The organism is Nonomuraea deserti, from assembly GCF_004348685.1.
GTDB lineage: Bacteria > Actinomycetota > Actinomycetes > Streptosporangiales > Streptosporangiaceae > Nonomuraea > Nonomuraea deserti.
Window position 1 is genome coordinate 91,563 of record NZ_SMKO01000005.1, and the last position, 26,060, is coordinate 117,622.

24 protein-coding genes are annotated in these 26,060 nt (G+C 72.0%); 10 read left to right on the forward strand and 14 right to left on the reverse strand.

What is annotated here, in order from left to right; all coding sequences use genetic code 11:
* The first annotated feature begins 9 nt into the window (after nt 1-9).
* Genes E1292_RS03690 through dgoD form a run of 3 tightly spaced genes read left to right on the forward strand, consistent with a single transcriptional unit; the run spans nt 10 to nt 3,588 of the window.
* Nucleotides 10-1,671 (forward strand): discoidin domain-containing protein, encoded by a 1,662-nt coding sequence (locus tag E1292_RS03690; protein WP_220446650.1) that lies wholly within the window; start codon nt 10-12, stop codon nt 1,669-1,671.
* Nucleotides 1,668-2,408, forward strand: coding sequence for an SDR family NAD(P)-dependent oxidoreductase (locus E1292_RS03695; protein WP_132591956.1), 741 nt, complete (start codon nt 1,668-1,670; stop codon nt 2,406-2,408). Before E1292_RS03690 ends, E1292_RS03695 begins: the two co-directional genes overlap by 4 nt.
* Nucleotides 2,409-2,442: 34 nt before the next feature.
* Nucleotides 2,443-3,588 (forward strand): galactonate dehydratase, encoded by a 1,146-nt coding sequence (dgoD, locus tag E1292_RS03700; protein WP_132591958.1) that lies wholly within the window; start codon nt 2,443-2,445, stop codon nt 3,586-3,588.
* Nucleotides 3,589-3,669: 81 nt separating this feature from the next.
* On the opposite strand, the gene E1292_RS03705 is transcribed toward dgoD, so the two are convergent.
* Nucleotides 3,670-6,381 (reverse strand): AfsR/SARP family transcriptional regulator, encoded by a 2,712-nt coding sequence (locus E1292_RS03705; protein WP_132591960.1) that lies wholly within the window; start codon nt 6,379-6,381, stop codon nt 3,670-3,672.
* Between the two features lie 141 nt (nt 6,382-6,522).
* On the opposite strand from E1292_RS03705, the gene E1292_RS50845 reads away from it, so the two are divergent.
* From E1292_RS50845 to E1292_RS03725, 6 genes are all read left to right on the forward strand, one after another.
* Nucleotides 6,523-6,696 carry a hypothetical protein gene (locus E1292_RS50845; protein ID WP_165974357.1) on the forward strand — a complete coding sequence of 58 codons (174 nt, stop codon included), beginning with the start codon at nt 6,523-6,525 and terminating at the stop codon, nt 6,694-6,696.
* Nucleotides 6,697-6,719: 23 nt separating this feature from the next.
* Nucleotides 6,720-6,893 carry a hypothetical protein gene (locus E1292_RS50850; RefSeq protein WP_165974358.1) on the forward strand — a complete coding sequence of 58 codons (174 nt, stop codon included), beginning with the start codon at nt 6,720-6,722 and terminating at the stop codon, nt 6,891-6,893.
* Nucleotides 6,894-6,972: 79 nt separating this feature from the next.
* Nucleotides 6,973-7,500, forward strand: coding sequence for a TlpA family protein disulfide reductase (locus E1292_RS03710; protein WP_132591962.1), 528 nt, complete (start codon nt 6,973-6,975; stop codon nt 7,498-7,500).
* The gene (locus tag E1292_RS03715; protein WP_132591964.1) at nt 7,493-9,301 is read left to right on the forward strand and encodes an ABC transporter ATP-binding protein; all 1,809 of its coding nucleotides are present in this window, start codon (nt 7,493-7,495) and stop codon (nt 9,299-9,301) included. Before E1292_RS03710 ends, E1292_RS03715 begins: the two co-directional genes overlap by 8 nt.
* The gene (locus tag E1292_RS03720) at nt 9,298-9,690 is read left to right on the forward strand and encodes a S26 family signal peptidase (RefSeq protein WP_132591966.1); all 393 of its coding nucleotides are present in this window, start codon (nt 9,298-9,300) and stop codon (nt 9,688-9,690) included. The genes E1292_RS03715 and E1292_RS03720 overlap by 4 nt, the downstream gene beginning before the upstream one ends.
* Nucleotides 9,691-9,696: 6 nt before the next feature.
* Complete coding sequence (locus E1292_RS03725) at nt 9,697-10,293, forward strand: MauE/DoxX family redox-associated membrane protein (protein WP_132591968.1); 597 nt, start codon at nt 9,697-9,699, stop codon at nt 10,291-10,293.
* On the opposite strand, the gene E1292_RS50855 is transcribed toward E1292_RS03725, so the two are convergent.
* The 11 genes from E1292_RS50855 to E1292_RS03780 all read right to left on the reverse strand — a co-directional run bounded on the left by E1292_RS50855 (nt 10,262) and on the right by E1292_RS03780 (nt 24,565).
* Nucleotides 10,262-11,725, reverse strand: coding sequence for a High-affinity nickel-transporter (locus E1292_RS50855; RefSeq protein WP_220446651.1), 1,464 nt, complete (start codon nt 11,723-11,725; stop codon nt 10,262-10,264). The genes E1292_RS03725 and E1292_RS50855 overlap by 32 nt on opposite strands.
* Nucleotides 11,722-13,023, reverse strand: a complete 1,302-nt coding sequence (locus tag E1292_RS03735) for a tetratricopeptide repeat protein (RefSeq protein ID WP_132591970.1) — start codon at nt 13,021-13,023, stop codon at nt 11,722-11,724. The genes E1292_RS50855 and E1292_RS03735 overlap by 4 nt, the downstream gene beginning before the upstream one ends.
* Before the next feature lie 24 nt (nt 13,024-13,047).
* Nucleotides 13,048-14,430 (reverse strand): DUF4331 domain-containing protein, encoded by a 1,383-nt coding sequence (locus tag E1292_RS03740; RefSeq protein ID WP_132591972.1) that lies wholly within the window; start codon nt 14,428-14,430, stop codon nt 13,048-13,050.
* Between the two features lie 78 nt (nt 14,431-14,508).
* Nucleotides 14,509-15,099: a hypothetical protein gene (locus E1292_RS03745; RefSeq protein WP_132591974.1), complete on the reverse strand. Its 591-nt coding sequence runs from the start codon at nt 15,097-15,099 to the stop codon at nt 14,509-14,511.
* A 525-nt stretch (nt 15,100-15,624) separates the two neighbouring features.
* Entirely contained in the window at nt 15,625-17,166 is a 1,542-nt protein-coding gene (locus tag E1292_RS03750; RefSeq protein WP_132591976.1) for a PQQ-dependent sugar dehydrogenase, read from the reverse strand.
* A 272-nt stretch (nt 17,167-17,438) separates the two neighbouring features.
* Nucleotides 17,439-17,771 carry a YciI family protein gene (locus tag E1292_RS03755; RefSeq protein ID WP_181958183.1) on the reverse strand — a complete coding sequence of 111 codons (333 nt, stop codon included), beginning with the start codon at nt 17,769-17,771 and terminating at the stop codon, nt 17,439-17,441.
* A 97-nt stretch (nt 17,772-17,868) separates the two neighbouring features.
* A complete protein-coding gene (locus E1292_RS03760) occupies nt 17,869-21,033 on the reverse strand; it encodes a hypothetical protein (protein ID WP_132591980.1) in 3,165 nt (1,054 codons plus the stop codon).
* A 282-nt stretch (nt 21,034-21,315) separates the two neighbouring features.
* The gene (locus E1292_RS03765; protein ID WP_132591982.1) at nt 21,316-22,164 is read right to left on the reverse strand and encodes an aldo/keto reductase; all 849 of its coding nucleotides are present in this window, start codon (nt 22,162-22,164) and stop codon (nt 21,316-21,318) included.
* Entirely contained in the window at nt 22,161-23,072 is a 912-nt protein-coding gene (locus E1292_RS03770) for a nitroreductase (protein WP_220446652.1), read from the reverse strand. The genes E1292_RS03765 and E1292_RS03770 overlap by 4 nt, the downstream gene beginning before the upstream one ends.
* A 120-nt stretch (nt 23,073-23,192) precedes the next feature.
* Complete coding sequence (locus E1292_RS03775; protein ID WP_132591984.1) at nt 23,193-23,678, reverse strand: MarR family winged helix-turn-helix transcriptional regulator; 486 nt, start codon at nt 23,676-23,678, stop codon at nt 23,193-23,195.
* Between the two features lie 143 nt (nt 23,679-23,821).
* Complete coding sequence (locus E1292_RS03780; RefSeq protein ID WP_132591986.1) at nt 23,822-24,565, reverse strand: SDR family oxidoreductase; 744 nt, start codon at nt 24,563-24,565, stop codon at nt 23,822-23,824.
* Nucleotides 24,566-24,698: 133 nt separating this feature from the next.
* Between E1292_RS03780 and E1292_RS03785 the strand changes: the two genes are divergently transcribed.
* On the forward strand, nt 24,699-25,622 hold the full coding sequence (locus E1292_RS03785; protein ID WP_132591988.1) for an RNA polymerase sigma-70 factor: 924 nt from the start codon (nt 24,699-24,701) through the stop codon (nt 25,620-25,622).
* 2 nt (nt 25,623-25,624) lie between these two features.
* Here E1292_RS03785 and E1292_RS50860 read toward each other — a convergent pair whose 3' ends face one another.
* Nucleotides 25,625-25,795 (reverse strand): hypothetical protein, encoded by a 171-nt coding sequence (locus E1292_RS50860; protein WP_165974359.1) that lies wholly within the window; start codon nt 25,793-25,795, stop codon nt 25,625-25,627.
* 37 nt (nt 25,796-25,832) lie between these two features.
* Entirely contained in the window at nt 25,833-25,964 is a 132-nt protein-coding gene (locus tag E1292_RS54780) for a hypothetical protein (RefSeq protein ID WP_281284001.1), read from the reverse strand.
* Between the last annotated feature and the right edge of the window lie 96 nt (nt 25,965-26,060).

Sequence of the window (26,060 nt, forward strand, 5' to 3'; positions counted from 1 at the left end):
GGCAGGATCATGAGAAGGACCTTCCACGCCGCCGCCGCGGTGGCGATCTGCTCGGGCCTGTTCACGATGCCCGCCGCGTCCGCCGCGGGGCCCGTCCCCGCCTTGCCCGGCCTGCCCGCCGCCGGGTCCACGCCGGGGCGGCTGCCCGCCACGCCGGCGGGCCAGGTGCTGGTGGTGCAGGCCAACCTGCAGGACTCCGTACGCCAGGCGGACGCCCGCGACACCCGCGACCTGGACAACTTCGCCAGGCGGCTGGCCGAGAAGGCGCCCGCGGCGCCGGACGCCCTGCTGCTCACCGAGATCCTCGGCCCCGGCGCCCGCCACCTGGCGAACGCGCTGAGCCGGGCCACCGGGCAGCGCTACCGGGCCGAGGTGGCGGGTGAACGCTCCGCCTTCCTGCCCGACGGCGCGGTCAGGGAGAACGCGATCATCCTGAACACCGGCACGATGGCCGCGGCCGCGCCCGGCGGCTTCGAGCGGGTGCAGGACGAGGACCAGGCGTACGTGGTGGCCGCGCGGCGGGACGGCACGCTCGGCGTACCGCTGGTCGCCGCGCACCCGGGCGGCGATCCTACGCCGGCCGCGGACTGGCTCGCCGACCGGTTCGCCCGCGAGGACGGCGTCACCGTGCTCGGCGGCGACTTCCGCGCCGGGCGCTGCGCCGTGCCGGTGGAGGACCAGGCCATCGGCTGCGCGCCGCAGGCGTTCTGGGCCGGCCTGACCGGGCCGCGCGCCTACACCGACGCGTACTTCGAGCGCGGTGACGCGCAGGCGCGGCTGCACAGCGGGTACATCTTCGCCAGGGGGGATGTGCTGAACGCCACGATCGACACCGACATGCCTGACGTCTCCGACTGCAAGGCGGCCTTCGACGCGGGGCGCTCGCACACCGCGGATCGTGACTGCCGCGCCGCGTACTACGCCGACGAGCCGTTCGGGTGGGCGCTTCTCGGCGCCGCCCGCGACGAGCAGCAGTCGGTGGTCCCGGCGAAGCTCGCGCTGGATCACTGCGAGCTCGCCGTGCGCACCGCCGACGTGATGGCCAGAGTCGTCAACAACACCGGAGGGCCGCTGTCCCGGCCGGTCAGCGTGAGCGCGCCGGAGCCGCTCACGGCCACACCCGCCGAGGCCGCCCTCGACGTGCCCGCGGGCCAGGCGAAGCACGTGATCGTGACCATCACCGCGCCGAGGGACACCGCGCCGGGCGAGCACAGTGTCACCGTGACGATCGGCTCCGAGCAGCGGGAGATCCCGGTCACCGTCACCGAGGACTGCGTCGAGCCGAAGGTGTACGCGACCAGCTTCCACTCCGGCTTCGGCCCCGAACTGGCGGTGGACGAGGACATCGCGACCTACTGGCACTCCGAGTACCAGCCGCCGCACCCGCTGCCCCAGTCGATCACCCTCAACCTGGGCGGGACCAAGCAGATCAGCGCCCTGGACTACCAGCCGCGGTTCGACGGCAACCTCAACGGCACGATCCTGGACTACAAGGTCTACCTCAGCACCGACGGCCGGACGTTCACGGAGGTCGCCGGCGGATCGTGGGCGGCCGACGCGCGGCTGAAGACCGCCTCGTTCGACGCGGCGGACGCCCGCTATGTGCGGCTGGAGGGCAGCCGGGCCAGCGGCGGGTCCTACCTGTCGGCGGCGGAGGTCACCGTCCGATGACCAGGTTCGCGGGGCAGGCGGCCGTGGTCACGGGTGGCGCGCGGGGCATCGGCGCCGCCACGGTCCGCCGGCTGGCGGCGGAGGGCGCCTCGGTGGTCGTCGCCGACGTCGACGAGGCGGCGGGCCGGGAAGCGGCGGACAGCGTCCCCGGGGCCGTGTTCGCGAACTGCGACGTGGCCTCGCCGCAGGCGTGGGACGACCTGCGCACGCTGGTCCTCGACCGGTTCGGGCGGCTGGACGTGCTCGTCGGCAACGCGTACCTGGTGCGGCAGGGACCCGCCGACCAGGTGGGCCCGGACGACTGGAACGCCCAGCTCGCGGTCAACCTCGGCGGGTTCTACCTGGGCGTGCGCACGTTCATCGGCGAGCTGCGGCGGGCGCGCGGCGCCCTCGTGGCGGTCTCCAGCGTGCACGCCGGCTTCGGTCTCCCCGGCCGCCCCGCCTACGCCGCGTCCAAGGGCGGGCTGCTCTCGCTGACCAGGCAGCTCGCCGTGGAGTACGGCCCCGAGGTACGCGCCAACGCGGTGGTGCCCGGCCCCATCCTGACCGGGGCGTGGGACGGCATCGACGAGGCCGGCCGGGAACGCAGCGCCCGCGCCACGGCGGCCGGGCGGCTGGGCAGCCCCGACGAGGTCGCCGCCGCCATAGCGTTCCTGGCCAGCGGCGAGGCGTCGTTCATCACCGGCGCCGCGCTGACCGTCGACGGCGGCTGGAGCGTCATGAAGGACTCCGACTGAACCCGTTGAGCCGCTACCGATCGAAAAGGGACCCATGCGCATCGTCTCGCTCACGACCTACCTGGTGGCGCCCCGCTGGTTGTTCCTGCGCGTCGACACCGACGAGGGGATCACCGGCTGGGGCGAGCCGGTGGTCGAGGGAAGGGCGGCCACGGTGGCTGCGGCCGTGGCGGAACTGTCCGAGTATCTGGTCGGCGCCGACCCGCTGCGCATCGAGGACCACTGGCAGCTGCTCACCAGGGGCGGCTTCTACCGGGGCGGGCCCGTGCTGTCCAGCGCGGTCGCCGGCATCGACCAGGCGCTGTGGGACATCGCCGGCAAGGCCTACGGCGTGCCGGTGCACCGGCTGCTCGGCGGGCCGGTCAGAGACCGCGTCCGGGTCTACAGCTGGATCGGCGGCGACTCTCCCGCCGAGGCGTCCGACGCGGCGGTGGGGCTGGTGGAGGCCGGGTTCACCGCGCTGAAGATGAACGCCGCTGGCATCCTCCGCGCCATCGACACGGCGGCCTCCGTCAAGGCGATCGTGGACCGGCTCGCGTCGGTGCGCGCCGCGGTCGGCGACGAGGTGGACATCGCGCTGGACTTCCACGGACGGCTGAGCCTGCCCATGGCACGCAGGGTGCTGCCGCTACTGGAACCGTACCTGCCGTTCTTCGTGGAGGAGCCCGTCGTGCCCGAGCTCACCGGCGAGCTGGCGGCGGTCACCTCGGCCACCGGCATCCCGATCGCGGCGGGGGAGCGGCTGTACTCGCGGTGGGATTTCCGTCCCGCGCTGGAGGCGGGGATCGCGGTCGCCCAGCCCGACATCTCGCACGCGGGAGGCATCTCCGAGACCCGGCGTATCGCCGCCATGGCCGAGGTCTACGGAGCCACCCTCGCGCCCCACTGCCCGCTCGGCCCGATCGCCCTGGCCGCCAGCCTGCAGACCGGCTTCGCCACCCCGAACCTGCTCATCCAGGAGCAGAGCCTCGGCCTCCACTACAACCAGCCCGCCGACCTGCTCGACTACCTGGTGGACCCGTCGGTGTTCAGGTACACCGACGGGCACGTGCCGCTGCTGACCGGCCCCGGTCTCGGCATCGAGATCGACGCCGCCGCCGTCGAACGTGCCGCCGAGACCGGCCACCGCTGGCGCTCCCCCGTCTGGCGCCGCGAGGACGGCAGCCTCGCCGAGTGGTGATCGCCCTCCGGGACCCCGGCGGATCGTGATCGCCGGAACTCGCGGGTTTCCTGCGCCGTCGTCGGGAAACGACGCACACCCTCACGACCACATGGGACGGCCCAGCGCCGCGCAGCGGGCACGGATCGTCTCCGCCTGGGTGTCCCCGAGAGCGTCGTAGCATTCCACGGCCCGCTTCCAGGCGTCCAGCGCAGCCGCCGTATCGCCCGCCGCCGTGTGCGTCTCCCCGAGCCGGACCAGCGTCTGCGCGGCGGGGTGGAGGTCGTCGCACTCCTGGAACAGTTCGGCCGCCCTCTCGTAGCAGGCCACCGCCTGCGTGTGGTCACCCATGGCGTCCAGCACGTAGGCGATGCTGTCCCAGGCATGCCCCTCGCCCTGGGCGTAGCCGAGGTCGGCCAGGATGCGCTGCGCATGGCTGCAGTCGGTGAGCGCCTGGTCGTATGCACCGAGCTGGGCGCGCCACCAACCGGCGTTGTTCAGTGCCCGCGCCCTGCCGATGGCGTCTCCGCCCTCTTCGAAGAGCTCCAGGGCCCGCAGCGCGTGGCGGAGCTCCTCGCCGGGCCGTACCCGGCTGACGGGGATCGTCAGGCCCAGGTGCAGGTGCGCCTCCAGGACGGGCTCGCCGAGGTCGCGGTGGAGCTCGATGGCCCCGTCGAAGTGCGTGACCGCCTTCTCGTCGTGGCCGAGCTTGGCGTGGGCGCGTGCCAGGCGGCTGTGGCTGCCGGCCTGCGCCAGGCGGTCGCCGAGCCGCGCGGCAGCACTCAACGCCACCGCCTCGACGCGCAGGATCTCCTCCCAGGGGCTGCGGCGCTGCATGAACTCGCCGAACGCCCAGGCCAGCTGCCAGGCGTGCCGGTCCAGCCCGGCCTCGGCCGCCTCCGACACCACCGCGGGCAGCGCCACCGACTCGGCGGCGTACCAGCGCAGAGCCTCCGCCCGCCCGGCGAAGCGCTCCACGGTGACGCCGGGTGCGGTCGGGTCCGGCTTGACACGTTCGCGGTGCGGGTAGCAGACGGCGCTGGCCGCGCAGGCCGAGTGCAGGTAGTAGTCCAGCAGGCGGCGTGTGGCGGAGCGCCGTACGGTGCGGCTGTCGGTGGCGCGGGACTGCTCGGCGGCGTACGCGCGCAGCAGGTCGTGCAGGCGCACGCGGCCGCGGGTGGAAAGGTCGACGAGGTTGGCGCGGTCGAGGTGGTCGATCAGCTTCCGCGTACGCTCCACGGGCAGGGCGGCCAGACTGGCCACCGCGGACAGCGGAAAGTGCGGGCCGGCCTGCCTGCCGAGGTGGCGGAAGAGGCCGGCCGCCGCCTCGTGGAGATCGCGGTAGGACCGGGCGAACACGACGCGCAGGTCGATCGCCGGGTCGGTGTCGGCGAACGGTTCCAGGTCCGTTTCCGCTCGTTCGAGGTCGGCGGCGATCTCGGCCAGGGGCAGGTCGCTCCGCCGCACCATCCGCGCCGCCACGATGGCCAGGGCCAGCGGCAGGCGGCCGCACCTGTCGATGATCAGCTCTGCGGCCGCGGGCTCGGCTGCCAGGCGTTCCTCGCTGACGCGGGCGGCCAGCAGGTGGCGGGCGTCCTCACGGGACAGCACGTCCAGATGGAGGAGGGAAGCTCCGACGGTGACCGAAAGCGACGGCAGCTCGGATCTGCTGGTGATCATTGTCAGCGACCCGGGCGCGGTGGCCAGCAGCGGAGCGACCTGGTCGGCGCCGCGGGCGTCGTCGAGCATGACGAGCACCCGGCGGTCGGACACCAGGCTGCGGTAGAGCCCGATCTGCGCCTCGACGCCGGAGGGCACCTGGTTCTCCGCGACGCCGAGCGCGCCGAGGAAGCGCGGCAGGACCGCGCTGGCGCCGGCGGGGTCGAGGGTGCCGAGGTCGGCGTAGAGCTGCCCGCCGGGGAAGCGGTCGCGGTGCAGGTGGGCCCAGCGCAGCGCCAGCGACGACTTGCCCACTCCCGGCGGCCCCGAGATCACGCATACGGCGCCGGCGGCGGCCAGCCCCTCCAGCTCGGCCTTCCGGCCGACGAAGCATCCGAGGTGGACGGGCAACTGCGCGGGAACCGGACGTTCGGCCTCGGCCGCCTCGCCGTGCCGTAGCAGCATGCGATGGACGCGGCGCAGCGCCGTCCCGGGTTCGACGCCCAGTTCCTCGGCCAGCGTGTGGCGGACGCCGGCGAAGCAGGTCAGCGCCTCGGCCGTACGCCCAGACGCGTGCAGCGCCTCGATCAGTGCGACGGCCACCACCTCGTCCAGCGGGTACTCCTCCGCCAGCGGAGAGAGCGCCGCCACCGCGGCCCCCGGATCCACGGCGGTCACCGACCGCGCCCACCGCAGCACGATCTCCTTGCGCTCGTCCCGCAGACGCCGGCGGGCCCGCTCGGCCCACTCGCCCGGCAGCCCCGTCAGCGGGTCACCGCGCCACAGCGCCAGCGCCTCACCCAGCAGCGGCCGGGGATCCGGTACGGCCGCCGCCCGCTCGGTGAGGCGGCGGAACCGCGACAGGTCCACGGCGGACTCGTCCACGTCGAGCAGGTAGCCGCCGAGCTTGCGCAGCACGTCGCCGTCGTCGCCGAGCACGTCGTGGCGGAGGTGGGTGATGATCGTGTACAAGGTGTTCCGCGCCCCGGACGGGATCCGTTCGCCCCAGATCCGGGTCAGCAGCGTCTCGACGGGAACGACCCGGCCGACCTCCCAGGCGAGCGCCGCGAGCGCGAGCGCGGCCTGCGGAGGGCGCACCGCACTGGTCTGATCCGCGCGCTCCAGCTCCACCGGTCCGAGCAACCGAATCAACATGGCTTTCCAGCGTAGTCAAGGGAGATCGACTCCTCCCAGGTTGTCATGTCTTCGGAACAGCATTGAGAAGTCATTGAGAAATCACTGAGGTGCCCGGGTGAGGCTGCCAGGAGAAGGCTCGTCTTCAGGAAGCGAGGGCTCATGCACGCCTTACAAGGACTCTGCGACCGCCTTGTCGCGCGGCTCGTCCCCCAGGTCAAGGCCTCGGCCATGGGGTGCTACTGGCAGTGGGACGACAAGCCGCAGCAGTGCTACAAGCGCTGGTGCTGCGAGTACATCAACGGGACCAGATGTAACGGCTGGGTCCGTTGCTGATCGCGAACAGGGAGCAGGACGTCATGCACATTCTCACCGGACTCGCCGATCGGCTCGTCGAACGACTCGTCCCCCAGGTCAGGGCCGCCGCCAGCAGCTGCTGGGAGGAATATCGCACCGTGCAAGGCTGGTGCCAGTACCGCAGGTGCTGCACCTACGAAACGGGCACCAGGTGCAACGGCTGGTCGTACTGCTAGACGCCGGTTCGGTGTCGTGATCCACGGGCCGGGCCCTCTGATCAGGCCCGGCCCTCCGTTCCGCGATGAGGAGATCGTGATGGTTTACGCGCTGTGGGCGGCCGTGGCGGTGCTGGCCGTGCTGTGCGCCCTCAACCTGGCGCTGGGCTTGGGCATCATCCGTAGGCTGCGCGAACACACCGAGCGCCTCAACGGCCTGTACGAGCAGGCCGGCGGTGCCCCGCCACCCTCGCTCCAGCCCGGTGAGACGGTGGCGGAGTTCGAGACGGGGTCCGGGCTGCGCGGGCGTACGCTGGTCGGCTTCTTCTCCCCGTCGTGCTCGCCCTGCACGGAGCTGGCCCCCAAGTTCGCCGAGCTGGCCTCGACGATGCCGCGTGAGCAGGTCATCGCCGTGATCGCCGGCTTCCACGACGAGGCCGGGCCGATGCGCGAGTTGCTCGAACCGGTCGCCATGGTCGACACGGCCGACCCGGACGGCGGGTCGATGGCCAAGGCGTTCAAGGTGGCGGCCTTCCCCAGGGTCTTCCTCATCGACGACAGCCGTACCGTGCTCGCGACGGGACATGACCTGGCCGACGTGCTGGCCCTGACCGCCGCGCGTGGCTGAGTGGTCCTGGCCGCGCGCGCTGGCCGCCGTCACGGGGCTGGCCTGGCGCAGCGCGCCCGCGACGGTGGTCTTCTATGTCGGCGCCACCCTGGCCCAGGCCGCGGTCCCCATCTCCACGACCTGGTTCACCAAGGCGCTGCTCGACGCGCTGACCACCCACCGTGGCTCCGTGCTCGGCACGGCGCTCGGCCTGGCCGCCAGCGGCCTGGCCGCCGGCGTGCTGCCGAGCCTGTCCACCTACGCCAACGGCGCCCTGGGCAGGGCGGTCGGCCTGCGCGCCACCGACCGGCTGTTCACCGCCACGGGGAGGTTCGTCGGGCTGCGCTACTTCGAAGACCCCGCCTTCCTGGACCGGCTGCGCCTGGCCCAGCAGTCCACCACCGACTGCCACGGGCTGCTCGGATCCGCTTTCGACGTCGGCAGGGCCGCGCTCACGGTCGCCGGGTTCCTCGGGGCGCTGGCCCTGATCAACCCGTGGATGGCCGTGATCGTGCTGGCCTCGCTCGTGCCCGCGCTCGCCGCCCAGCTACGCCTGGCCAGGCAGTACACGACGATGATGTGGCAGACCAGCCCCGCCCAGCGCAGGGAGTTCTTCTACGGCCAGCTGCTGACCGGTGCGCAGGCCGCCAAGGAGGTCCGGCTGTTCGGGATCGGCGGCTTCCTGCGCGGGCGGATGCTGGCCGAGCGCAGGGGCGTCAACCGCGCCCAGCGCCGCCTGGACATGCGCCGGCTGGCCACGAACGGCGCGCTCGAACTGCTGGCCGCGCTGGTGGCCGGCGGCGGGCTGGTGTGGGCGGGCATGGTGGCGCGCGAAGGCAGGATCAGCGCGGGAGACGTGGTGATGTTCATCGGCGCGGTGGCAGGCACCCAGCTGGGGCTCAACACGCTGGTGCACATGATCGCGCAGATGGCTCAGAGCCTGCGGATGTTCGGCCACTACCTCGACGTCACCCACACCCCACCCGACCTGCCCGTGACGGCCACCGCCCCGCTGCCGGCGCTGCGGCGCGGCATCGAACTGCGCGACGTGTGGTTCCGTTACGGCGACGACCACCCCTGGATCCTGCGCGGCGTCGACCTGTTCATCCCGTACGGCGGCACCGTCGCCCTGGTCGGGTTGAACGGAGCGGGAAAGAGCACCCTGGTCAAACTGCTGTGCCGGTTCTACGACCCCACCAAGGGCACGATCCTCTGGGACGGGGTGGACCTGCGCCAGAGCGACCCCGTGGAGCTGCGCGCCCGGATCAGCGCCGTCTTCCAGGACCACATGGCCTATGACCTGTCCGCCGCCGAGAACATCGGCCTCGGGCATCTCCCCCTGATCGACTCCGAGCCCGACATCCAGTCTGCCGCCCGGCGGGCCGGCATCCACGACACGCTCGCCGCGCTGCCGCGCGGCTACCAGACCCTGCTGACCCGGCTCTTCTTCAGCGACAGCGACGAGGACTCCGCGTCCACCGGGGTGGAGTTGTCGGGCGGGCAGTGGCAGCGGATCGCCATCGCCCGCGCGCTGTTGCGCGACCGCCCCGATCTGATGATCCTCGACGAGCCCAGCTCGGGGCTGGACCCCGAAGCCGAACACGACATCCACGTCCGGATGCGCGCCGGCCGGTCCAGGCGTACCAGCCTGCTCATCTCGCACCGGCTCAACACCGTGCGCGACGCCGACCTCATCGTCGTGCTGGAAGAGGGGCAGGTGGCCGAGCAGGGGCGCCACGAGGAACTGATGGACCTGAGGGGCCCCTACGCCAGGCTGTTCACCCTGCAGTCCGCGGGCTACGTCACGGAGCACATCGGATGAGATACGTGGTGGGAATCGTGCTGGGCGCGGTCGCCGCCCTGGTGTGGTTGCGCGGGCGGTTCGTCACGGTCACGGTCGAGGGCGTCAGCATGGAACCCACGGTGCACCCGGGCCAGCGGCTGCTGGCCCGGCGTACCAGGGGGGCGACCGGCGATGTCGTGGTCGTGCGCAACCCGCACCCCGCTCCGCCGCTGCTGGTCAAGCGGCTGGCCGCCTGCGAAGGCGAACACCTGCCCGCAGTGCTGGGCGGCGGTCTGGTGCCCGCCGGCCGGGTCGCGGTCCTCGGTGACAACCCGCACCGGAGCGTGGACTCCCGGCACTTCGGCCTGCTGCCCGCCTCTCACGTGGTGGCGGTCATCAGGTCCTTGCCGCCACGAGGGGAACAGTAGCCGATCATGCAGTACGTCGAGGTCGCGAGCAGGCTGCTGCTGGTCACGGTGTTCGCGTTCGCCCTGGCGGGCAAGGTCCGCGGCCGCAGGGCCTGGGCGGGGTTCGTCGAGTCGCTCAGCGAGATGGCGGTGATCGGCAGGGCGGTCGTCCCGGCGGCCGCCGTGGCCGTCATCGCGGCGGAGGCCGCGGTGATCGTGCTGGTCCTGCTCCCTCCAGGCGGGGCCGCGACGGCGGGGTTCGCACTGGCGGCAGTGCTGCTCAGCTGCTTCACCCTGGCCGTGGGTGCGGTCGCCCGCCGGGCCGCACCGGTGCCGTGCCGTTGCTTCGGCGCTTCCGAGACACCGGTCGGCGTGCCGCACGTGGTGCGCAACCTGATCCTCGTCACGGCGTCACTGCTCGGTCTGGTCGGATCTCTGACGAACGGCTCCGTCGACCCCGTGCTCGGCTCGGTTGCCGGGATCCTGGGAGCCGTCCTGGGCCTGCTGATGGCGCGATGGGACGACCTCGCGGCGCTGCTGCGGCCGTCCTGGCGCGCACCTCACGCGTCGCCTGCGGGGCGGCGCGCGACGTTCACGCCAGGGCGGAGACCGCGCGCAGGGTGACACCCGTGCCGACGAGCAGGACGAGCGTGGCGGTCATGGTGGCGCTGTACGGCCGCAGCCGCTGCAGCCGCCCCACCAGGGCGAGATCGCCCAGCCTGCGCAGCGCGAGCGCGGCGGCCAGCAGCGTGAACGCCATGCCGGCCCCGTAGCAGACGACGGTCATGACGCCGAACACCGTACGTCCCAGTGCCATCGCGCCGAGCAGGACCACCAGGGCGGACGGGCTCGGGACCAGCCCGCCGGCCACGGCCAGCGCCACCACCCCACCCGACCACCGCCCGTGCCCGTGCCCGTGCCCGTGCCCGTGCCCGTGCCCGTGCCCGTGCCCGTGCCCGTGCCCGTGCCCGTGCCCGTGCCCGTGCCCGTGCCCGTGCCCGTGCCCGTGCCCGTGCCCGTGCCCGTGCGTGTGTCCGTGCCCGTGTCCGTGCGTGTGTCCGTGTCCGTGTCCGTGGGCGGGCGCGTGGACGGGTTGGTGGTGGCGGGCGGAGCGGAGCAGGCTGACGCCGATCAGGGTGATGATGAGGCCGCTGGTCACGCCGAGCCAGCCCAGCACCGCCTCGCCCGCGAGCGAGGCGGCGACCGTGATCAGCACGCCCAGGATCAGCACCCCGGCCGTGTGGGTGGCGGTGACCGTGGCCGCGACGGCGACCGCGTCCCGGAGCCGCCTGTCCCGTCCGGCCAGGTAGGCGGCCATGACGGTCTTGCCGTGGCCGGGCATCGCGGCGTGTACGGCTCCGAGCAGCAGCGACAGGAGCAGGGCCAGCAGGCCGAGCGGTACGGTCAGCCGGTCGGCGCCGACCAGCGCGTTGAGCCGGTCGCTCAGCAGGCCGGTGTAGCGGGTGACGGCGTCGACGCCCGGCACGGCCACTGAAGTCCCGGCGTCTCCGTCGCCCGGCTCCACCGTGATCCGCGCGTCGCGTACGTCGAGAGGGGAGCTGAGCAGGTCGGCGGGGTAGTCGCGCAGCATGCCCGACACGCTGCGCGCGGGCACGCTGGAGGCGCTGAGCCGCACGCCCTCACCCCGGGCCGTGATCTCCCGCCAGCCCACGGTGTCGCCGCGGTAGGCGTTGGCGAAGGTCAGGGTGAGCGGCCGGTCGACGCGCAGAGGCGCGGTCAGGTGGCACGTCAGCCTGCTCGTACGCAGCCCGGCGGCGCCCGGATGGTAGGCGAAGGACGTCTCGGTCACCCGCCAGGCCAGCGGCCGGCCTTCAGCCTGGCCGCGAACGGCGTCGCGCAGTCGTGCGCAGGAGCGACGGGCATGGGCGTCCGCGGGGCCGCTCACGGGCTGCTGCAGGGTGGGGATCTCGGCGCTGTCCACGATGGCGACGTGCTCGATCCTGTCACGGTGGACCGTCAGCCCGTCGTAGTGGTTGACGCTGAAGTTGCCCAGCGGATGCGCGGCCAGCACGGTGGCGACGAGCGCTGCGATCATGCCGTCGCCGCCAGCAATGCCCGTGCCCGCGCCGCCCCGGCCGGGGAGAAGTGCGGGTTGATGGACAGCGCCCTGGTCAGATGGGCGCGGGCGGATTCGGTGTGCCCGAGCGCCCGCTCGATCTCGCCCCGGTGGTAGGCGAACAGCGCGTCGTGCCCGCCGAGCCTGGCGGCGCGGGCGGCGTACTCGGCGGCCTCGGCGTGGCGGCCCGCCTTGTGCAGTGCCCAGCCCAGCGCGTCGGCGACCACGACGCTCCGGCGTCGCCTCCACTCGGCCCGCAGGTGCCGGACCGCCGCTTCGGGGTCGCCGTGATTCGCCTCGTAGGTGCCCATGGCCAGGTCGTCGGCGTTTCCGCCGGCGGCCAGCAGTTTGTGCTGGGCGGTGAACACGGCGTACTGCCGCCTGGCCGCGGCCCGGTCGCCGAGGTGTTCGAGCAGTTCGCCGTACTCGACGACGCTCGACGGCGACCGGGTGACGACGGTGGCGTAGTCGTGCCGCGCCTGGTCGAGGTGGCCCAGGGCGGCCTCCGCACGCGCCTTGCCCGCCCGCGAGGGCACGTGTCCGGGATCGGCGGCCAGCGCCCGGGTGTAGGCGGCCAGCGCGCCCCGGGCGTCGCCGCCGTTCCAGGACAGCTCGCCGAGCTGCCACTGGCAGAAGGCGTACTCGGCGGGGGCGCCGGCGATCTCGCACGCGCGGAGCAGCAGCCTGCGGGCGGGGCCGGTCCGCCCGTGCAGCTGCTCCAGGCGCGCGGCCCTGGTGAAGGAGGCGAGGTCGGGGCGGCCGTCGAGCATGCGCCGCAGCGCCCTCTCGGCCCGTTCGTACTGGCCCAGTTCGAGGTAGGCGTCGGTGAGCACGCCGTACAGCGGCCAGCGGTACGGGGCCGCCTCGCGCGCCCGTTCGGCCCAGCGGACCGCCCCGGCGAAGTCGTGCCTGGCGTTGGCCAGCGCGCCCATGCCGATCACGGCGTCGATGTACGGCTCCCCGTCGCCCGTGGGCAGGCGCAGGGAACGTTCGAACGCGCCCTGCGCCTTGCCGTAGTAGGCGCCGTCGGCGGTGCGGCGGCCCTGCTCCAGGTACAGCAGGCCGAGGCTCGCCCAGATCGCCGCGTCATCCGGGCGATGGCGCAGGCGATCCTGGGCGTCCTCGATCGATCCGGACAGGTCGTACGGCGACCGCCCCGCCGGCCCGGGAGGCGGTTCGTCCCGGCGCAGGACGCCGCCGGGGGCGTACAGGGCCAGCAGGACGCCGCCCAGCAGCACGCATCCCAGCAGGGGCGGCAACCGCCGTGTGCGACTCATCTGATCGGGTGTCCTCGGTGGGGTTCAGCCGGCGGTGACGGGCAGCGCCAGGTAGGGGAAGCTGCCGGTGATGGGTTTCAGCAGGAACGCCGGGTTGTCCTCGGCGACGATGCCGGGCGCGCCGGGGCCCGCGGGCTCGCCCAGGAGCATGCGCAGGTTGACGGTCACGACGTCGTCGATGAGGCGGCGGCCGTTGGGGTAGCCCTGCAGGTCACCATTGAGCAGGCCGTACTTGTCCGGCTCGGCGGCGACGGGGGTGCTCATGTTGAGCCGTAGCTCTTCCGTCCTGGCGATGCGGGAGACGTCCCGGTTCAGCAGGTGGGAGTTGAGGTCCCGGTTGATCGGTCCGTCCCCGCGCGTGGTCAGGCCGGTGAGGTAGATCTCCTCCAGGTCCTTGCGCGGGGCCGTCGGCGCCGCGACCTTGGCCTGTTTCGCGACGACCTTGGCCTGATCGGGGTCGAGCGTGGACGGCACGACGAGGCCACCGCTCTCGTCGCCGTCCGGCCGCAGCGTGTTGAAGCGGTCGCGCTCCTTCAGCGGGATGATCACCTCGTTGAAGTTGGGATTGCCCAGCCGCGAGACCTGCCTGAAGTCGGCCGACCCCGAGCCGAGCACGCCGCTCGACTTGCGGGAGGCGGTGGTCCAGACGCCGATGACGGGGTTTGCCCGGCGGTCGCCGCCCAGCGCCAGCTCCGACTTGGGGATCTGCAGGGCCAGGGAGCTGACGTTGAGCGGCACGCCGCTCTTGACCGGGAAGAACGGCAGCCCGAACCTGAGCAGGCTGACCGCGTGATTGTCGGAGTAGAACGGGTCGGCGGCGGTGCCGGTGAAGACCCTGCCCCCTCCCGGCAGGTCACGGACGGCCTTGCGCCGCAGCGCGGGGTAGTCGGGTGTGGCCAGGGAGCCCATGTCGGCAGGAGCCACGTAGCCGTCACGGACGAGCGTCTCGGACGTGCCGCCGCGCAGCCTGGTCAGCGTGTAGCTCTGCTCGACCAGGGAGTCCAGCGGTCCGGCCTGGTGCTCGCGGGCGCGGACGAGGGAGGGCACCGGCAGCCCCTTGTTGGCGAACGTCCATCGGTAGGTGACGGCGGCCCGGCCGGTGCCGGTGTTGTCGATGTGCACCTCGTAGCGGGCTTTGGTGTCGAACTGGTAGGGCTTGTTCGGCGCCTGGAAGGGGATGTAGTTGGCCACGATCGTGACCGTGTCCTGCCGTTCCGGGCTGGTGAAGGCGTACAGGTCGGTCGCGTCGACCTGCTTGTCACGGGTGGTGGCGGGGGCGTCCCAGTGGCTGGTCGCCGTGCCCGGCCGCATCGTGGGGCCGAGCAGCACCGTGGTCGTCAGCATGGTTACGGCGGCGGCGCCGGCGGCGGCCCACACCCACCGGCTCCTCGCGCTGGTCACTCGCATCAGTCTCTCGTTTCGCTCGTACCGGGCCGCGCCCGAGGGCACGGCCCGGCGGCAGATCTCAGGTCAGGGGACGTCGCCCTACGGCACGTACTGGACGACCGCGTCGAGGTTGGCGAGGTAGTCGCCCTCGTTCAGCGGGATGCCGGTGAGCCGCTTGACCGTCCTGCTGAGGTAGGCGCTGGTGTAGAAGGGCCAGTGCCTGGGCCCGATGCCACCTTCGAGCGGCCGCGGCGTCGGCACGTAGGGTGCGAACTCCGCCAGGCGGTAGGTGGCCACGAGCTGCTCGCCCTGAGGCTGCCCGTCGATGACCACCTGCGCGTGCGCGCCGTCGGGGCGCAGGTAGATGTCGTGGATGGCGGCCGTGTGCCCGCTTCTGACGTCGTTGAGGGCGAAACCGCCGGGGTAGTAGACGCCGTTGCACGGATCGATGTGGTCCCGCTTCCATCCGATGGGCATGTAGACGCCCTTGTTGCCGGGCTTGGCCTGGATGGGGGCGATGCCCTCCACTCGCACGCCGCGCTCGTCGAGGAGCCCGACGACCTCACGGCCGAAGTCGAAGTTCGCGTGTCCCTTCGGGCCGAAGTAGGGGAACTCGAAACACGTGGCGCTCGGCGGCTCGATGGACGGGGCGCCGGGGAACGCGGGAAGCGGGCCGGCATGGGCGGGCACGGCTGATGCCGCCGTGAATACCGCGGCGCCTACCGCGAGCGTTTGAGCGATGCGGACAAGAGCGCGCATGGCTATCGGCCTTTCATGTGAAGTGAGACGGTGGAACGCCTCCGACCTGCGATGACACGCCCAAAGTAGTGAATATATTACTCTCTGTAAAGGGATGATAAAACCCGGTGTAAAAAATCGGCGGCTCGAATCCGGGCATGCGAAAAACAATTCTTGGCGGGGTCTGCGGTTACCTCTTTCGGTCCGGGCCTGCCGGGGTGGGGTGGCGTGGCGGCTGCAGAGCGGCGAGGGGTGCCGCGCGAGCCAGGCGCATGCTTGTTCTCCTTGGAGGGCGGGGGGTGGCGGAGATCGGCCAGCGTACGATGACTACTGAAAGTAGTTATACCACTGCATGGGGCAACGATGGCGAGCCCCAGGTCGGCGCACGCGTGTCAGGGGCGGGTGCCCCGATCAGGCCACCCGCCCCTGCGACTCGCGCATCCGGACCCTGCGACGCCGCCGTCCGCTGGAGACCGGTCAGCGGTCGACGGCGCAGGCGTCCCTGTTGAGGGAGAACCTGCTCGGCAGGGACGTGTCGCCCGTGTGGCTGACGAGATACCCCAGCGTGACGCTGCCGCCAGGGGCGATGGAGCCGTTGTGGGCCGCGTTGACCGCGGTGACGATGTCACCGCTCTGCGTGAGATCGGTGTTCCAGTCGGATACGACGGTCTGCCCGCGGGAGAGGGGGAATCTCAGCGTCCACCCGTTGATCGGTGCCGTGCCGGTGTTGGTGATGGTGAGGTCGACGGTCATGCCGCCACCCCAGGTCTGCGTGGTGTGCCCGATCAGGCAGGCCGGCTCCGCGCGTTCGAACGAGACGCGGTGCAGGCCACCGGGAAGGTCGTTGACGACGTACAGCTCGCCCTCCGGCGTGGCGCCGAACGCGGTGACCTGCGTCGGCGTCTGGCCGATCTCGGCCTGGAGATAGCCGCCCGCGCCGTCCTCGCGCAGCGCCCACACGGTGGAGGAGCAGTAGTCGGTGGCGATGTAGGTGCCGCCGACCAGGTCGGCGAACTCCTCGCCGTGGTAGACCTGCCCGCCGATGACCGCGCAGCCGCCGGTGTGCGGGGAGTAGGTGAAGATCGGCTCGGTGTAGTCGGCGTCGGAGCGGCACTGGGTCTCGTCGAACACCTGCAGCCCTTCGTAGCAGGACCAGCCGAGGTTCGCGCCGGCCTGCCGTCCGGGCTTGATGTGGTTGATCTCCTCCCACCTGCCCTGCCCGACGTCGGCGATCCACATCGAGCCGTCCGCCGGGTCGACGGAGAAGCGCCAGGGGTTGCGCCCGCCGTACATCCAGATCTCCTCGCGCGCGCCCTCGACGCCGGCGAACGGGTTGTCCTCGGGTACGCAGTAGGCCAGGTCGCCGCAGCTCCGGCTGACGTCGATGCGCAGGATCTTGCCCAGCAAGGTGTCCACGCGCTGCCCGGAGTCGAAGGGGTCACCTGAGCCGCCGCCGTCGCCGATGCTCATGTACAGGTTGCCGTCGGTGCCGAAGGTGATCTGGCCGCCGTTGTGGTTGCTGTTCTCGGCGTGCTCCTGGGAGAGCAGCGGTTCGAGGCTCGCGTCGTCCAGCCCGTACCGTGCCAGCGTCACCGCGCCGTCCGGCAGCGCCGTGTAGGCGAGGTACAGGTCATGGCTCTCGGCGAAGTCGGGCGAGAGGGCGATGCCGAGCAGCCCGCGCTCGTTGCCGGATTCGTCCACCGACGTCGTGATGTCGATGATCGGTGTCCCGTCGAGACCGGTGTCCGGGTGGTAGACGCGCACGGTCCCGCGCTTCTCGGTGATGAACAGCCTGTCCGTCCCGTCATCGGGCGCGGCGATGGCGGTGGGGCGGCGTAACCCGAAGGCGACCTGGGTGGTGATCGTGTTGATCTCTTCCAGCGGCACGTCGGAGGCGGCCAGGACGGATGAGGATGCGGACGTCGCCGCGGCGACCGGTGGCGTCAGTGCGCTCACGGGGGCGAGCAGTGGCAGGGACAGGGCGAGCAGTGCGGGCGCTGCCCAGCGTTTTCCTGGCATGGCGGACTCCAGAGGCGAGGCTTCGTCGGATCGGACGGTATCGGCTCGCCCGCCGTCCCAACCAGGATCGCGATCACGGCGTCCGCACGGAGCAGCGGCACCACGCCGTTGCGGCTGCTTTCATCCCCTCTGACCGGCGGCGATGCGGAAGGGCTCCGGCCTGCCTCGCCACCGCCCGCATGAAACGTACATCGCCGCGGGGCCGGCGCCCGGCTCACGGCCGGACGCGCGGTTTGCCGAGGCGCTCAGATCACTGGCGTCTTCCCGCCGGCCTACGGCGACTCCTGCAACGGCCAGACCTCGACCACCCCCTGTGCGACCGCGCACGGAGTCTTCGACACGAGTTCCACGGCCTCTTCGATGGTCGCGGCTTCGATGATCGAGAACCCGGCCACCGGGAGAGCCGACGACATGAAGGAGCCGCCCTCCACGGTCATGCCGGCACCGTCGTGATTGCGCACCTGCACGGGCGAGCCCGCGATGCCCGTAACGGCCCCGTACTCGAGCAGCCGGGCGTCGTGCGCATGTGCCTCGTTCCGTACCGCCGCGTCGGTGCGGTCGTAGCCGTCCTGGTCCCCGTACCCGATGGTCACGAATTTCGCCACGACTGGTCCCTTCCTCTCGTCCGTACGGAGTGGTCGCCTGTACTGACTCCCGACCGTGCCCGAACTCATCGCAGCGCCGGACGGTTCGTGGACCGCACTAGGGCGCGAGGCGGCCCAGGAGCGGGTAGTCCTCGGTGGCCGTTCGTACCTGGCCGACGAGCAGGATCGTGTCAGGGGTGGCCCCGATGGCCTGGGACTGCATGCCCTCAGGCCAGCTGACGCGGGTCCGCGGTTCCCAGGTGCGCCCGTCCTGCGACCTTACGAGGACCACCTCGCCCTTCTTCGTCCGCAGGCCGATCCACGCGTTCCCGTGCCGGCCGAGCTGCGACAGTCCCTGGCCGCCGAGCTCGGCGACCTGGGGTTCCTCCCACTGGCCCGACGGGGAGAGCCGGACGAGGAACGTCTTGGTGATGGAGCCCGCGGACGTCTTGCCCTGGTGCACCAGCCCGCTGACGATCACCGTGTCCCGTCCGACGACGGCCGTGGTGGTCCACGCGCCCTGTCCGTCCGGGAGCTCGATCGCCGGCATGGGCCGCCATGATCGGCCGTCGGCCGAATACATCAGGCAGTTCGCCGTGGTGTCGGCGCCCGGGCACATGCCCGGGACGACGTAGCCGTACTCTCCGCCCGCCAGGCCGCTGGGGAACTCGAACGGGGAGGCGACCTGCTGCCAGCTGACCAGGTCGGTGGAGCGCCAGAAGGTGGTCTTCGCGGCCTTCGTGGACGTCACCAGGTAGCTGTCCTTGGCTGCGGCGGCCTCCTTGATCGTGCCGAAGTCGTGCCCGGAACGCTGCCAGGTGCGGCCGTCGCGCGAGGTGTAGACCCCTGGGCCGGCCGCGAGCCAGCCGCTCGGTCCGTGCACCACGGCGGTGAACTCGCCGGGCGTCTCCGGGTCCGAACGTTGCCAGGTCGCGCCGCTGTCGGTGCTCCACCAGGCGCTGGCCATGCCCTGGGAGTGGCCGACGGCCACGGTGACGTCTCCCGCGTGGCGCAGGTCGTTGACCCGGGTGACGGGGTAGCGCAGGCCCGCGACGCCACCGAAGTCGATGGGGGCGACGTCGCTGTCCGGGCTCGCGGAGAACATCCGCAGGTCGAGACGCTCCGGCCGGTCGGTGGAGAAGACGCCCGACGTGTCGCCGCTGAGGAGAGCACCGGTCCTGGTCGTCGTCAGCACCGGCTGGTAGGACTTCAGCTCACGGGAGGTCCCCAGCGAGTCCCAGTCGGAGCCGTCCTCGCTGTGGAGGAGCTTTGCCTCTTCGCCATGCCCGGGCTTCCCGAGCGGTACGGCGTCCATGAGCAGGTAGAACCCGGTCGCGCCCACGGCGAACCCGTTGGGCGAGTAGCCCTCGCTGGAGCCCACCTCCTTCCAGGACGCGCCGTCGGTCGAACCGACGATGGTGGTGGACGTGAACTCCTTGCTGAAGGCGGCGTAGAAGGACTTGCCGTCCGTGGCGAGGACGGGCGTGCCCGGACCGGTGTCGAGCGTGGTGGTCTGCCACGTGCGGCCGCCGTCCGCCGACCTCACGGTCAGGCGGCCACTCGTCTGGTCGGCGGTGCCGCCGTCGATGAGGACGTTGTCGCCGTGGGCGACCAGGCTGGTGCGACCCGCCGGCAGCGCGGTCGTGGTCGTGACCCGCTGCCACCGCCGGCCGTCCGCCGAGGTCCAGACGACCGTCGGGCTCTCCTTCTGCACCGAGGCGTCCTGCGCGCCCTTGATCACGAATCCGCTGTCGGTCGCCGCCAGGCCGGACAGGTTGTAGCCGATCATGTCGCCGAGCGCGTCGCCTTCGACGGGCTGCCAGGCGTGACCGTCGGCGCTGGTCCAGGCCATGGGGGTGTACGAGGTCAGCCTGCTGGGGAAGGCCACCCAGCCCTTGTCGCCGCCCGCCACCAGATCCGCGGTCACCGACATGGCCCCGGGCGGCGGCACCGACTTCCAGGTCGTACCGCTGTCGTCGGAGACCAGGAAGATCGGACGTGCCGCGTAAGACGAACCCACGGTTTCACCGCCCACCACGACCACGGTGTCGCCGTGGGTGGCCGCGGCGCTGACGTGCTGGTTGAGCCCGCCGTCGGATGCCGGCTTGGACGGCGGCGGGAAGAGCCGGTCGGCCCTGTTCACCTGGCCGGTCTGGGGCGCCGTCACCTCCTTCTGGGCGACCTGGCCGTCCGGCCGGAGCGCCACGAAGGCGGCGGTCGCGCCGAGGACGAGGACGACACCGGCCGCCACGGCTCCCCACATCCAGGCGCGCCGCCGCGCGGGCGAGGACGCCACGCCCGCCCCCGGACCCGCCACGCCCCCGGGCGGAGGCGCTCCGTGCGGCGGCGGGCCGGCCATGGGGGAAGGGCCGGGCGCTCCGTGCGGCGGCCCCATGTAGGGAGGCGGCGCTCCGTGCGGCGGCGGGGGTCCCATGTGCGGCGGTGCTCCGCCCGTGGGCGGGCCGGTCAGATGCGCTCCGGGCGGCGGCATGGCCGGTGTTGCGGGCATCCCCGGAGGCGGGGACGGCAGGGCCGACGGCGGGGCGTGTGGGGGTGCCATGGGGGCGCCGCGCAGGACCGCGACGACCTCGTCCAGTCCGGGACGGGCCGCCGGGTTGGCGTCCACGGCGGCGGACACGAGCTCGCGCAGCGGTCCGTCCAGCGCGTCGAAATCCTCGGCGGCCGGCGACGGGTTGCCGCTCGCGGCGCACGCCACGATCCGGCCCCACGTGAAGACCTCGGCGGCCTGGGAGGGCTCCTGCTCAGGCGCGACGTACTCGGGTCGGGGGGCGGCGAGGGGAGCGGTGGCCGCCGGGCCGAAGTCGGTGATCCGCAGCCCTTCGGGCCCGAGGGTCACGCCGTCGGGGGTGAGGCCGCTACGGCGTACCCCCGCCTGGTAGATCGCGTGCAGCCCGGCCGCGATCTCGCCCGCCATGCGCCACAGCCCGGGTCCGGCGAAGGGGCCGCGCTCCAGCGCCTGGCCCAGCGTCTCGCCCTCGACGTGCGCCCGCACCACGTACGGCCGCGCCGCGCGGACGTCCCCGCCCAGGACGCCGGCGACGAACGGCGAGCCGACCCTGCGGGACGCGGCGAGGTCCCGCTCCAGGCCGGGCAGCGCGGCGGCGTCGAAGGCCGCCTCGGCGGATGCGTCCGCGGCGAGGGTCCTGACGACGACCTGCCGCCCGGCCGGCGTGCGCGCCAGATGGATGACCGCGTCGCCGTCCCGCCCGAGCTCCGCGATGAGCGTGTTGCCGCCGATCTGCTCCTCAGATGGCGTGCCCACGATCCCTCCCCACTCGATGTTCCGACACGGGTCGATCATCCCGGTGACGACTTGCGAACGGCTTAACGGCTGATCGCGCCCAGAACATGACCAGGCAAGGGGCCCGTCGGATCCTCCGCGTCAGGGCGGTGGACGGTCGTGGAGCAGGCCGCGGCGGCCGGCTCTCCGCGGCGGGTGGCACGGAGTTCGGCGCTCGCACGACGTCCTCGGGGGCGCCCGATCGGCGCAGCCGCACGCGCGAGGACGACGCTGAGTGGGCGGAGCGCCCGACGTCCTCGCTGTTCAGGCTAGGTCGGCGAGGTCTTCCTCGGTGAGGGTGATGGCTCGGGCGGCCAGGTTGGCTTCCAGATGGGCCACAGAGCTGGTGCCGGGGATGGCCAGGGTGACGGGGGACATGGCCAGGAGCCATGCCAGGGCGATCTGGTGGACGGTGGCGTTGTGGCGTCCGGCGACCTTGGCCACGGCGGGGTGGTTGATGTCGGTCCTCCCGCCGCCGAGTGGGAAGAAGGGGACGAAGGCGATGCCGGCTCGGGTGCAGGTGTCCAGGATGGCTGCCTCGTCCCGGCCGGCGATGTGGAAGTGGTTCTGGACGGCTGCGACGGGAGCGATCGTGCGGGCCTCGGCGAGGTGGTGGGCGTCGACGTTGCTGACGCCCAGGTGGCGGATCAGGCCTTCTTCGCGCAGGGCGGCGAGTGTCTCGAAGCGTTCGGCGAGTGATTCGCCGTGGGGCGGTGTCGTGGTGCCGATGCGGAGGTAGACCAGGTCGAGGCGGTCGAGGCCGAGACTCTGGAGGTTGGCTTCCACCTGGGGCCGGAGGTCGGCGGAGGTGCCTTGGCCGAGACCGCCGGGGGTGGGGACGGGGCCGACTTTGGTGGCGATGACGAGGTTGTCAGGGTAGGGGGCGAGGGCTTCCCGGATCAGGGTGTTGGCGCGTACGGAGCCGTCCTGGCTGCGGTAGAAGTCGGCGGTGTCGATGTGGTTGACGCCGAGTTCTACGGCGCGGCGCAGGACGGCACGGCCGGCCTCGGGATCGCGGGCGGGCTCGCCCGGACGGGATTGCGGCAGGCGCATGGCGCCGAAGCCGAGCCGGTCGGTCGTCAGGTCGCCGCCGAGGGGGAACTCGCTGGTCATGTCTCTCCATGTGCTGTGATGTGGGTTCTCTGGGGAGGCCGAGCCGGCCTCCCTCTGGCGGGGCCCGGCGCGGCCCGCTGGAGCGGCGGTGCGCTGTCCTGGTCTGCTCGTACGCGTGGATCGACCGCGGTGGCGTGCTGGAGCGGCGTCCGCGCTCGGCGGGTCGAGACCGTGGCGGGCACCGGCCGGCGACGACCGCTCCAGGGGATCCCCTGGAGCCTGCCGCAGGCGATCGCCGGGCCGGAACCGTCGACGAACGTGACCGTCTCCTCGAGCGGCGCGCGGCCCGTGCGGACGTGGTCCACCGTGACGTCCTCGAAGCCGACGGAGATGCCGCAGAAGAGGATGAGCTCCTCCGGAGGGTGCAGGACCTCCGCGACGGTCTTGCGATACACCGACCACGCCATCTGCGGGCAACTGTGCAGCCCCTCGGCTCGGAGCAGCAACATGACGGTCTGCAGATACATGCCGAGGTCGGCCCATTGGGGCAGCCCCATGTCGCGGTCGATGTAGCAGAACAGGGCGGCGGGCGCGCCGAAGCAGTCCCAGTTCTCGGCCGCGGCCCTCTGCCGCGCCTCCCAGTCGTCGCGTTCGATCCCGAGCGCGCCGTAGCGTTCCCGCCCGAAGGCGGAGCGGCGCTCGCGGTAGGGGGACTTCAGCGCGGGAGGGTACATCTCGTACTCCCGCTCGTCCCACGGGTCGCCGGTGGCCACGCGCTCGCCGGCGCGCTTCTTGATCTCGGCGAGCGGCTCACCGGTCACCACGTAGACGTGCCACGGCTGGAGGTTGGACCCGGACGGCGCCCAGGCGGCTGCTGACAGCACGCGCTTCAGCGCCTCCAGCGGGACGGGCTGGTCGGTGAATCCGCGCACTGCCCGCCGGCTCGTGACCGTCTCATAGACATCCATGATCGTCACTCCCTCGCCCTTGTGGGTTACATCTACGATGGTATCAAATGATATAGTCTCATTCAATACGATCGTGAGGGTGACGTGGCCCACTCGTGGCGCGGTGGCGCGCGAGCTTGCTTACGCCTTTCCGTCCTGCGGATAGGCGATCCGGGTCAGCAGCTCCTTCAACTGCTCGGCCTCGCCGGGCTCCAGATCGGCGACCAGGCGCTCGGCCGACGGCTCCGCAGCCACATGGGCGGCGTCGAAAAGCTCGACGCCCTGCGGCGTGATCTCCACCGCCCGCACCCGACGGTCGCCCGGGACCGCCTTGCGTACGGCCAGCCCCTTGCGCTCCAGGTCGTCCACGACCCGCATGATCCCGGCCTTGTCCGACCCGGTCGCCGCCGCCAGGTCGCGCTGCACCGTGGGCCCGCGGTTCATCAGCACGATCAGCACGGCGAAATGCCGCAACTCGATGCCGAGCGGTCGGAGCGCCTCCGACATCACCGTGCCCGCACGCCAGTGCGCCTGGCGCAGGAGCAAGCCGAGAGCGAAAGGTGAGGCGTCCCCGGGGCGGTCGGTCGCGCGCGGGGTGGAGGCACTGTGAGGAATGTCGGCGGTCATGGCACCATGGTACCGACTACCGTCTCAACAGAAACGGTATCAATCGAGATGAAGAGCGGTCCGGTGAACGCTCGGCCGCTGACCGGAACGCTCCATGACCACCGACGCGGCACCTCACTGGCGCCCGGGCGAGCGCGCCGCCGTCACCAGGCCACGGGGCCGAGGCGATCGACGAAGATCCCGGTCGGTCCGTCGGGCCCGATCGTCGCGAGCCTGACGATCGAGTCGGTGCCCTCGGTAACCGTCAGTTCGCCGGTGTGACGGTTCATGTCGGTGGCGGCGAACTTGTGGTTGGCGACCTCTCCGGGCGTGGCGACGTTGAACTTGATCTCCGGGAGCGCCTGGGCGTACCGGACGGTGATCATGTTCAGTGCCGCCTTCGACGAGCTGTAGGCGAGCTCGTGCATCTTCGAGACGGGCTGCTCCGGGTCGGTCACGACCGCGAACGAGCCGCCGCCGCTGGACACCATCACCACCCGCGGATGGTCCGCCGCCCTCAGCAGGGGGAGGAACGCGTGCGTGACCCTGATCGGGCCGTACACGTTGGTGTCGTAGACGGAATGAATCTCCTCGGCTGTCGCGTCCGCCGGCGCGACGATCCTTCCCGGCGCGCCGGCGTTGTTGATCAGCACGTCCAGCCGGTCGGTGTGCTTCTGGACGAGCCGTACGGCGTCGGCCACCGACGTGTCCGAGGTCACGTCCAGCGGGACCATGACCACGTTGGCGCCGCCGGCGATCAGCTTGGCGGCGGCCTCCCGCCCTCGCCCTTCGTCGCGCGAGCCGAGGAAGACCGTCCACCCCTGCTCCCCGAGCCGCCGGGCCGCTTCGAGACCGAGTCCCTTGTTGCCTCCGGTGATCAACACCGAGGTCTGTTCCGTGTTCGTCATGCCCTCTGAGACGATATGGCCCGCGCGGCTGTGACATGGGTGAGTGGCCTCAAGCTGCGATGTCACAGCTCGGCTGGCTCTCTCGTCTCATGTACGAGGCCCCATGCCGAAGCCGAACACGAAGTGGACTGGAATGACGCGAGAACAGGAATTCGAAGAGCTGCGACCGCTGCTGTTCTCGATCTCTTACCGGATCCTGGGCAGCGTGACCGAGGCGGAGGATGCCGTACAGGAGACCTGGCTGCGCTACGCGACCGCCTCGTCGCAGCCGCGCTCCATCAAGGCCTTCCTCTCTGCGACGGTCACCAGGATCTCGATCGACGTGCTGCGTTCCGCCCGGGTCCGCCGGGAGGAGTACGTCGGGCCGTGGATCCCCGAACCGCTGCTCGCTGACCCCTACGACGACCCGGAACGCTCCGCGGAGCTGGCCGACTCGGTGTCGATGGCGGCGCTGCTCCTGCTGGAGCGGCTCAGCCCGCTCGAACGCGCCGTCTTCGTGCTCAGGGACGTGTTCAGGTTCGAGTTCGCGGAGGTCGCCACGGCAGTGGGCCGTTCGGAGGCGGCCTGCCGGCAACTCGTGTCGCGGGCACGCCGTCACATGCAGGAGGGCCAGCCCCGGTTCGAGACCGACCGGAGAAAGCGCGAGGAGCTCGCCGGACGCTTCTTCGACGCGCTCAAGGAAGGGGACGTCGGCAGGCTGCGCGAGCTGCTCGCCGCCGACGTTCAGCTCGTCAACGACGGCGGTGGCAAGATCGGGGGCCCGCGCCGCGTCGCCGGCATGGAGAAGGTCATCAGGGTGCTGGCCGCCGCCGTGCCGTCGTTCATGACCCAGGTCGGCGCCGTGGTGGAGTCGTGCGAGGTCAACGGTCAGCCGGGCGCGATCGTCCGCGACCGCGACGGCAAGATCATCACCGCCTGGACTCTCGACATCCTCGACGAACGCATCCAGACCATCCGCTCGTTGGTCAACCCGGACAAGCTCGGGCACCTGGGCCCCGTCGCGGACGCCGGCGCGATCGTCCGCGAACAGAAGCAGGCTCGCCGGCAATCGACGTGACGTCACGCGTCCGGCGACCCTGACAGCTCGGCCGCCGAGATGCCCAGGGTGGCCGGGAACGCCGCGGCGGCAGGGGACGGCGCGAAACGACTCCAGACGAGGTGCTCCATACGGGCAGGGGCGTCGCGGAGCCGGAGTACGGGCAGGCCGGGGAGCTCGGAGACGGCGCTCACCTCGGCCGGCGGCGCCTGATCCCGCGCGCCGCCGGCGTCAGGCCGAGGACCTGGCCACCATGACGGCCCAGGCGATGTACAGGACGTCCACCACCGGCCGCGCCACCGCGCCGACCGGCCGCTCCAGCATCCGCGGCCGGTCGGGCCGCGCATGCCGCAGCGCGTCCACGCGAGACACTCCGCGAAGGCCCGGGGACCGAGAGAGCGGACGGCGGCCGGCACGAAGGCGTCCACACCGGACACCCGCGCGGAGTACGCGGGGTGG

Excerpts from the sequence above, each read along its gene's own strand:
- E1292_RS50855 (WP_220446651.1), bottom strand. The coding sequence starts at position 11,725 with ATGATCGCAGCGCTCGTCGCCACCGTGCTGGCCGCGCATCCGCTGGGC.
- E1292_RS03705 (WP_132591960.1), bottom strand. The coding sequence starts at position 6,381 with ATGTTGATTCGGTTGCTCGGACCGGTGGAGCTGGAGCGCGCGGATCAG.
- E1292_RS03785 (WP_132591988.1), top strand. The coding sequence starts at position 24,699 with ATGACGCGAGAACAGGAATTCGAAGAGCTGCGACCGCTGCTGTTCTCG.
- E1292_RS03775 (WP_132591984.1), bottom strand. The coding sequence starts at position 23,678 with ATGACCGCCGACATTCCTCACAGTGCCTCCACCCCGCGCGCGACCGAC.
- dgoD (WP_132591958.1), top strand. The coding sequence starts at position 2,443 with ATGCGCATCGTCTCGCTCACGACCTACCTGGTGGCGCCCCGCTGGTTG.
- E1292_RS03725 (WP_132591968.1), top strand. The coding sequence starts at position 9,697 with ATGCAGTACGTCGAGGTCGCGAGCAGGCTGCTGCTGGTCACGGTGTTC.
- E1292_RS03780 (WP_132591986.1), bottom strand. The coding sequence starts at position 24,565 with ATGACGAACACGGAACAGACCTCGGTGTTGATCACCGGAGGCAACAAG.
- E1292_RS03750 (WP_132591976.1), bottom strand. The coding sequence starts at position 17,166 with ATGCCAGGAAAACGCTGGGCAGCGCCCGCACTGCTCGCCCTGTCCCTG.
- E1292_RS50850 (WP_165974358.1), top strand. The coding sequence starts at position 6,720 with ATGCACATTCTCACCGGACTCGCCGATCGGCTCGTCGAACGACTCGTC.
- E1292_RS03735 (WP_132591970.1), bottom strand. The coding sequence starts at position 13,023 with ATGAGTCGCACACGGCGGTTGCCGCCCCTGCTGGGATGCGTGCTGCTG.
- E1292_RS03695 (WP_132591956.1), top strand. The coding sequence starts at position 1,668 with ATGACCAGGTTCGCGGGGCAGGCGGCCGTGGTCACGGGTGGCGCGCGG.
- E1292_RS03720 (WP_132591966.1), top strand. The coding sequence starts at position 9,298 with ATGAGATACGTGGTGGGAATCGTGCTGGGCGCGGTCGCCGCCCTGGTG.
- E1292_RS03710 (WP_132591962.1), top strand. The coding sequence starts at position 6,973 with ATGGTTTACGCGCTGTGGGCGGCCGTGGCGGTGCTGGCCGTGCTGTGC.
- E1292_RS03740 (WP_132591972.1), bottom strand. The coding sequence starts at position 14,430 with ATGCGAGTGACCAGCGCGAGGAGCCGGTGGGTGTGGGCCGCCGCCGGC.
- E1292_RS03765 (WP_132591982.1), bottom strand. The coding sequence starts at position 22,164 with ATGACCAGCGAGTTCCCCCTCGGCGGCGACCTGACGACCGACCGGCTC.
- E1292_RS03770 (WP_220446652.1), bottom strand. The coding sequence starts at position 23,072 with ATGGATGTCTATGAGACGGTCACGAGCCGGCGGGCAGTGCGCGGATTC.
- E1292_RS03690 (WP_220446650.1), top strand. The coding sequence starts at position 10 with ATGAGAAGGACCTTCCACGCCGCCGCCGCGGTGGCGATCTGCTCGGGC.
- E1292_RS50845 (WP_165974357.1), top strand. The coding sequence starts at position 6,523 with ATGCACGCCTTACAAGGACTCTGCGACCGCCTTGTCGCGCGGCTCGTC.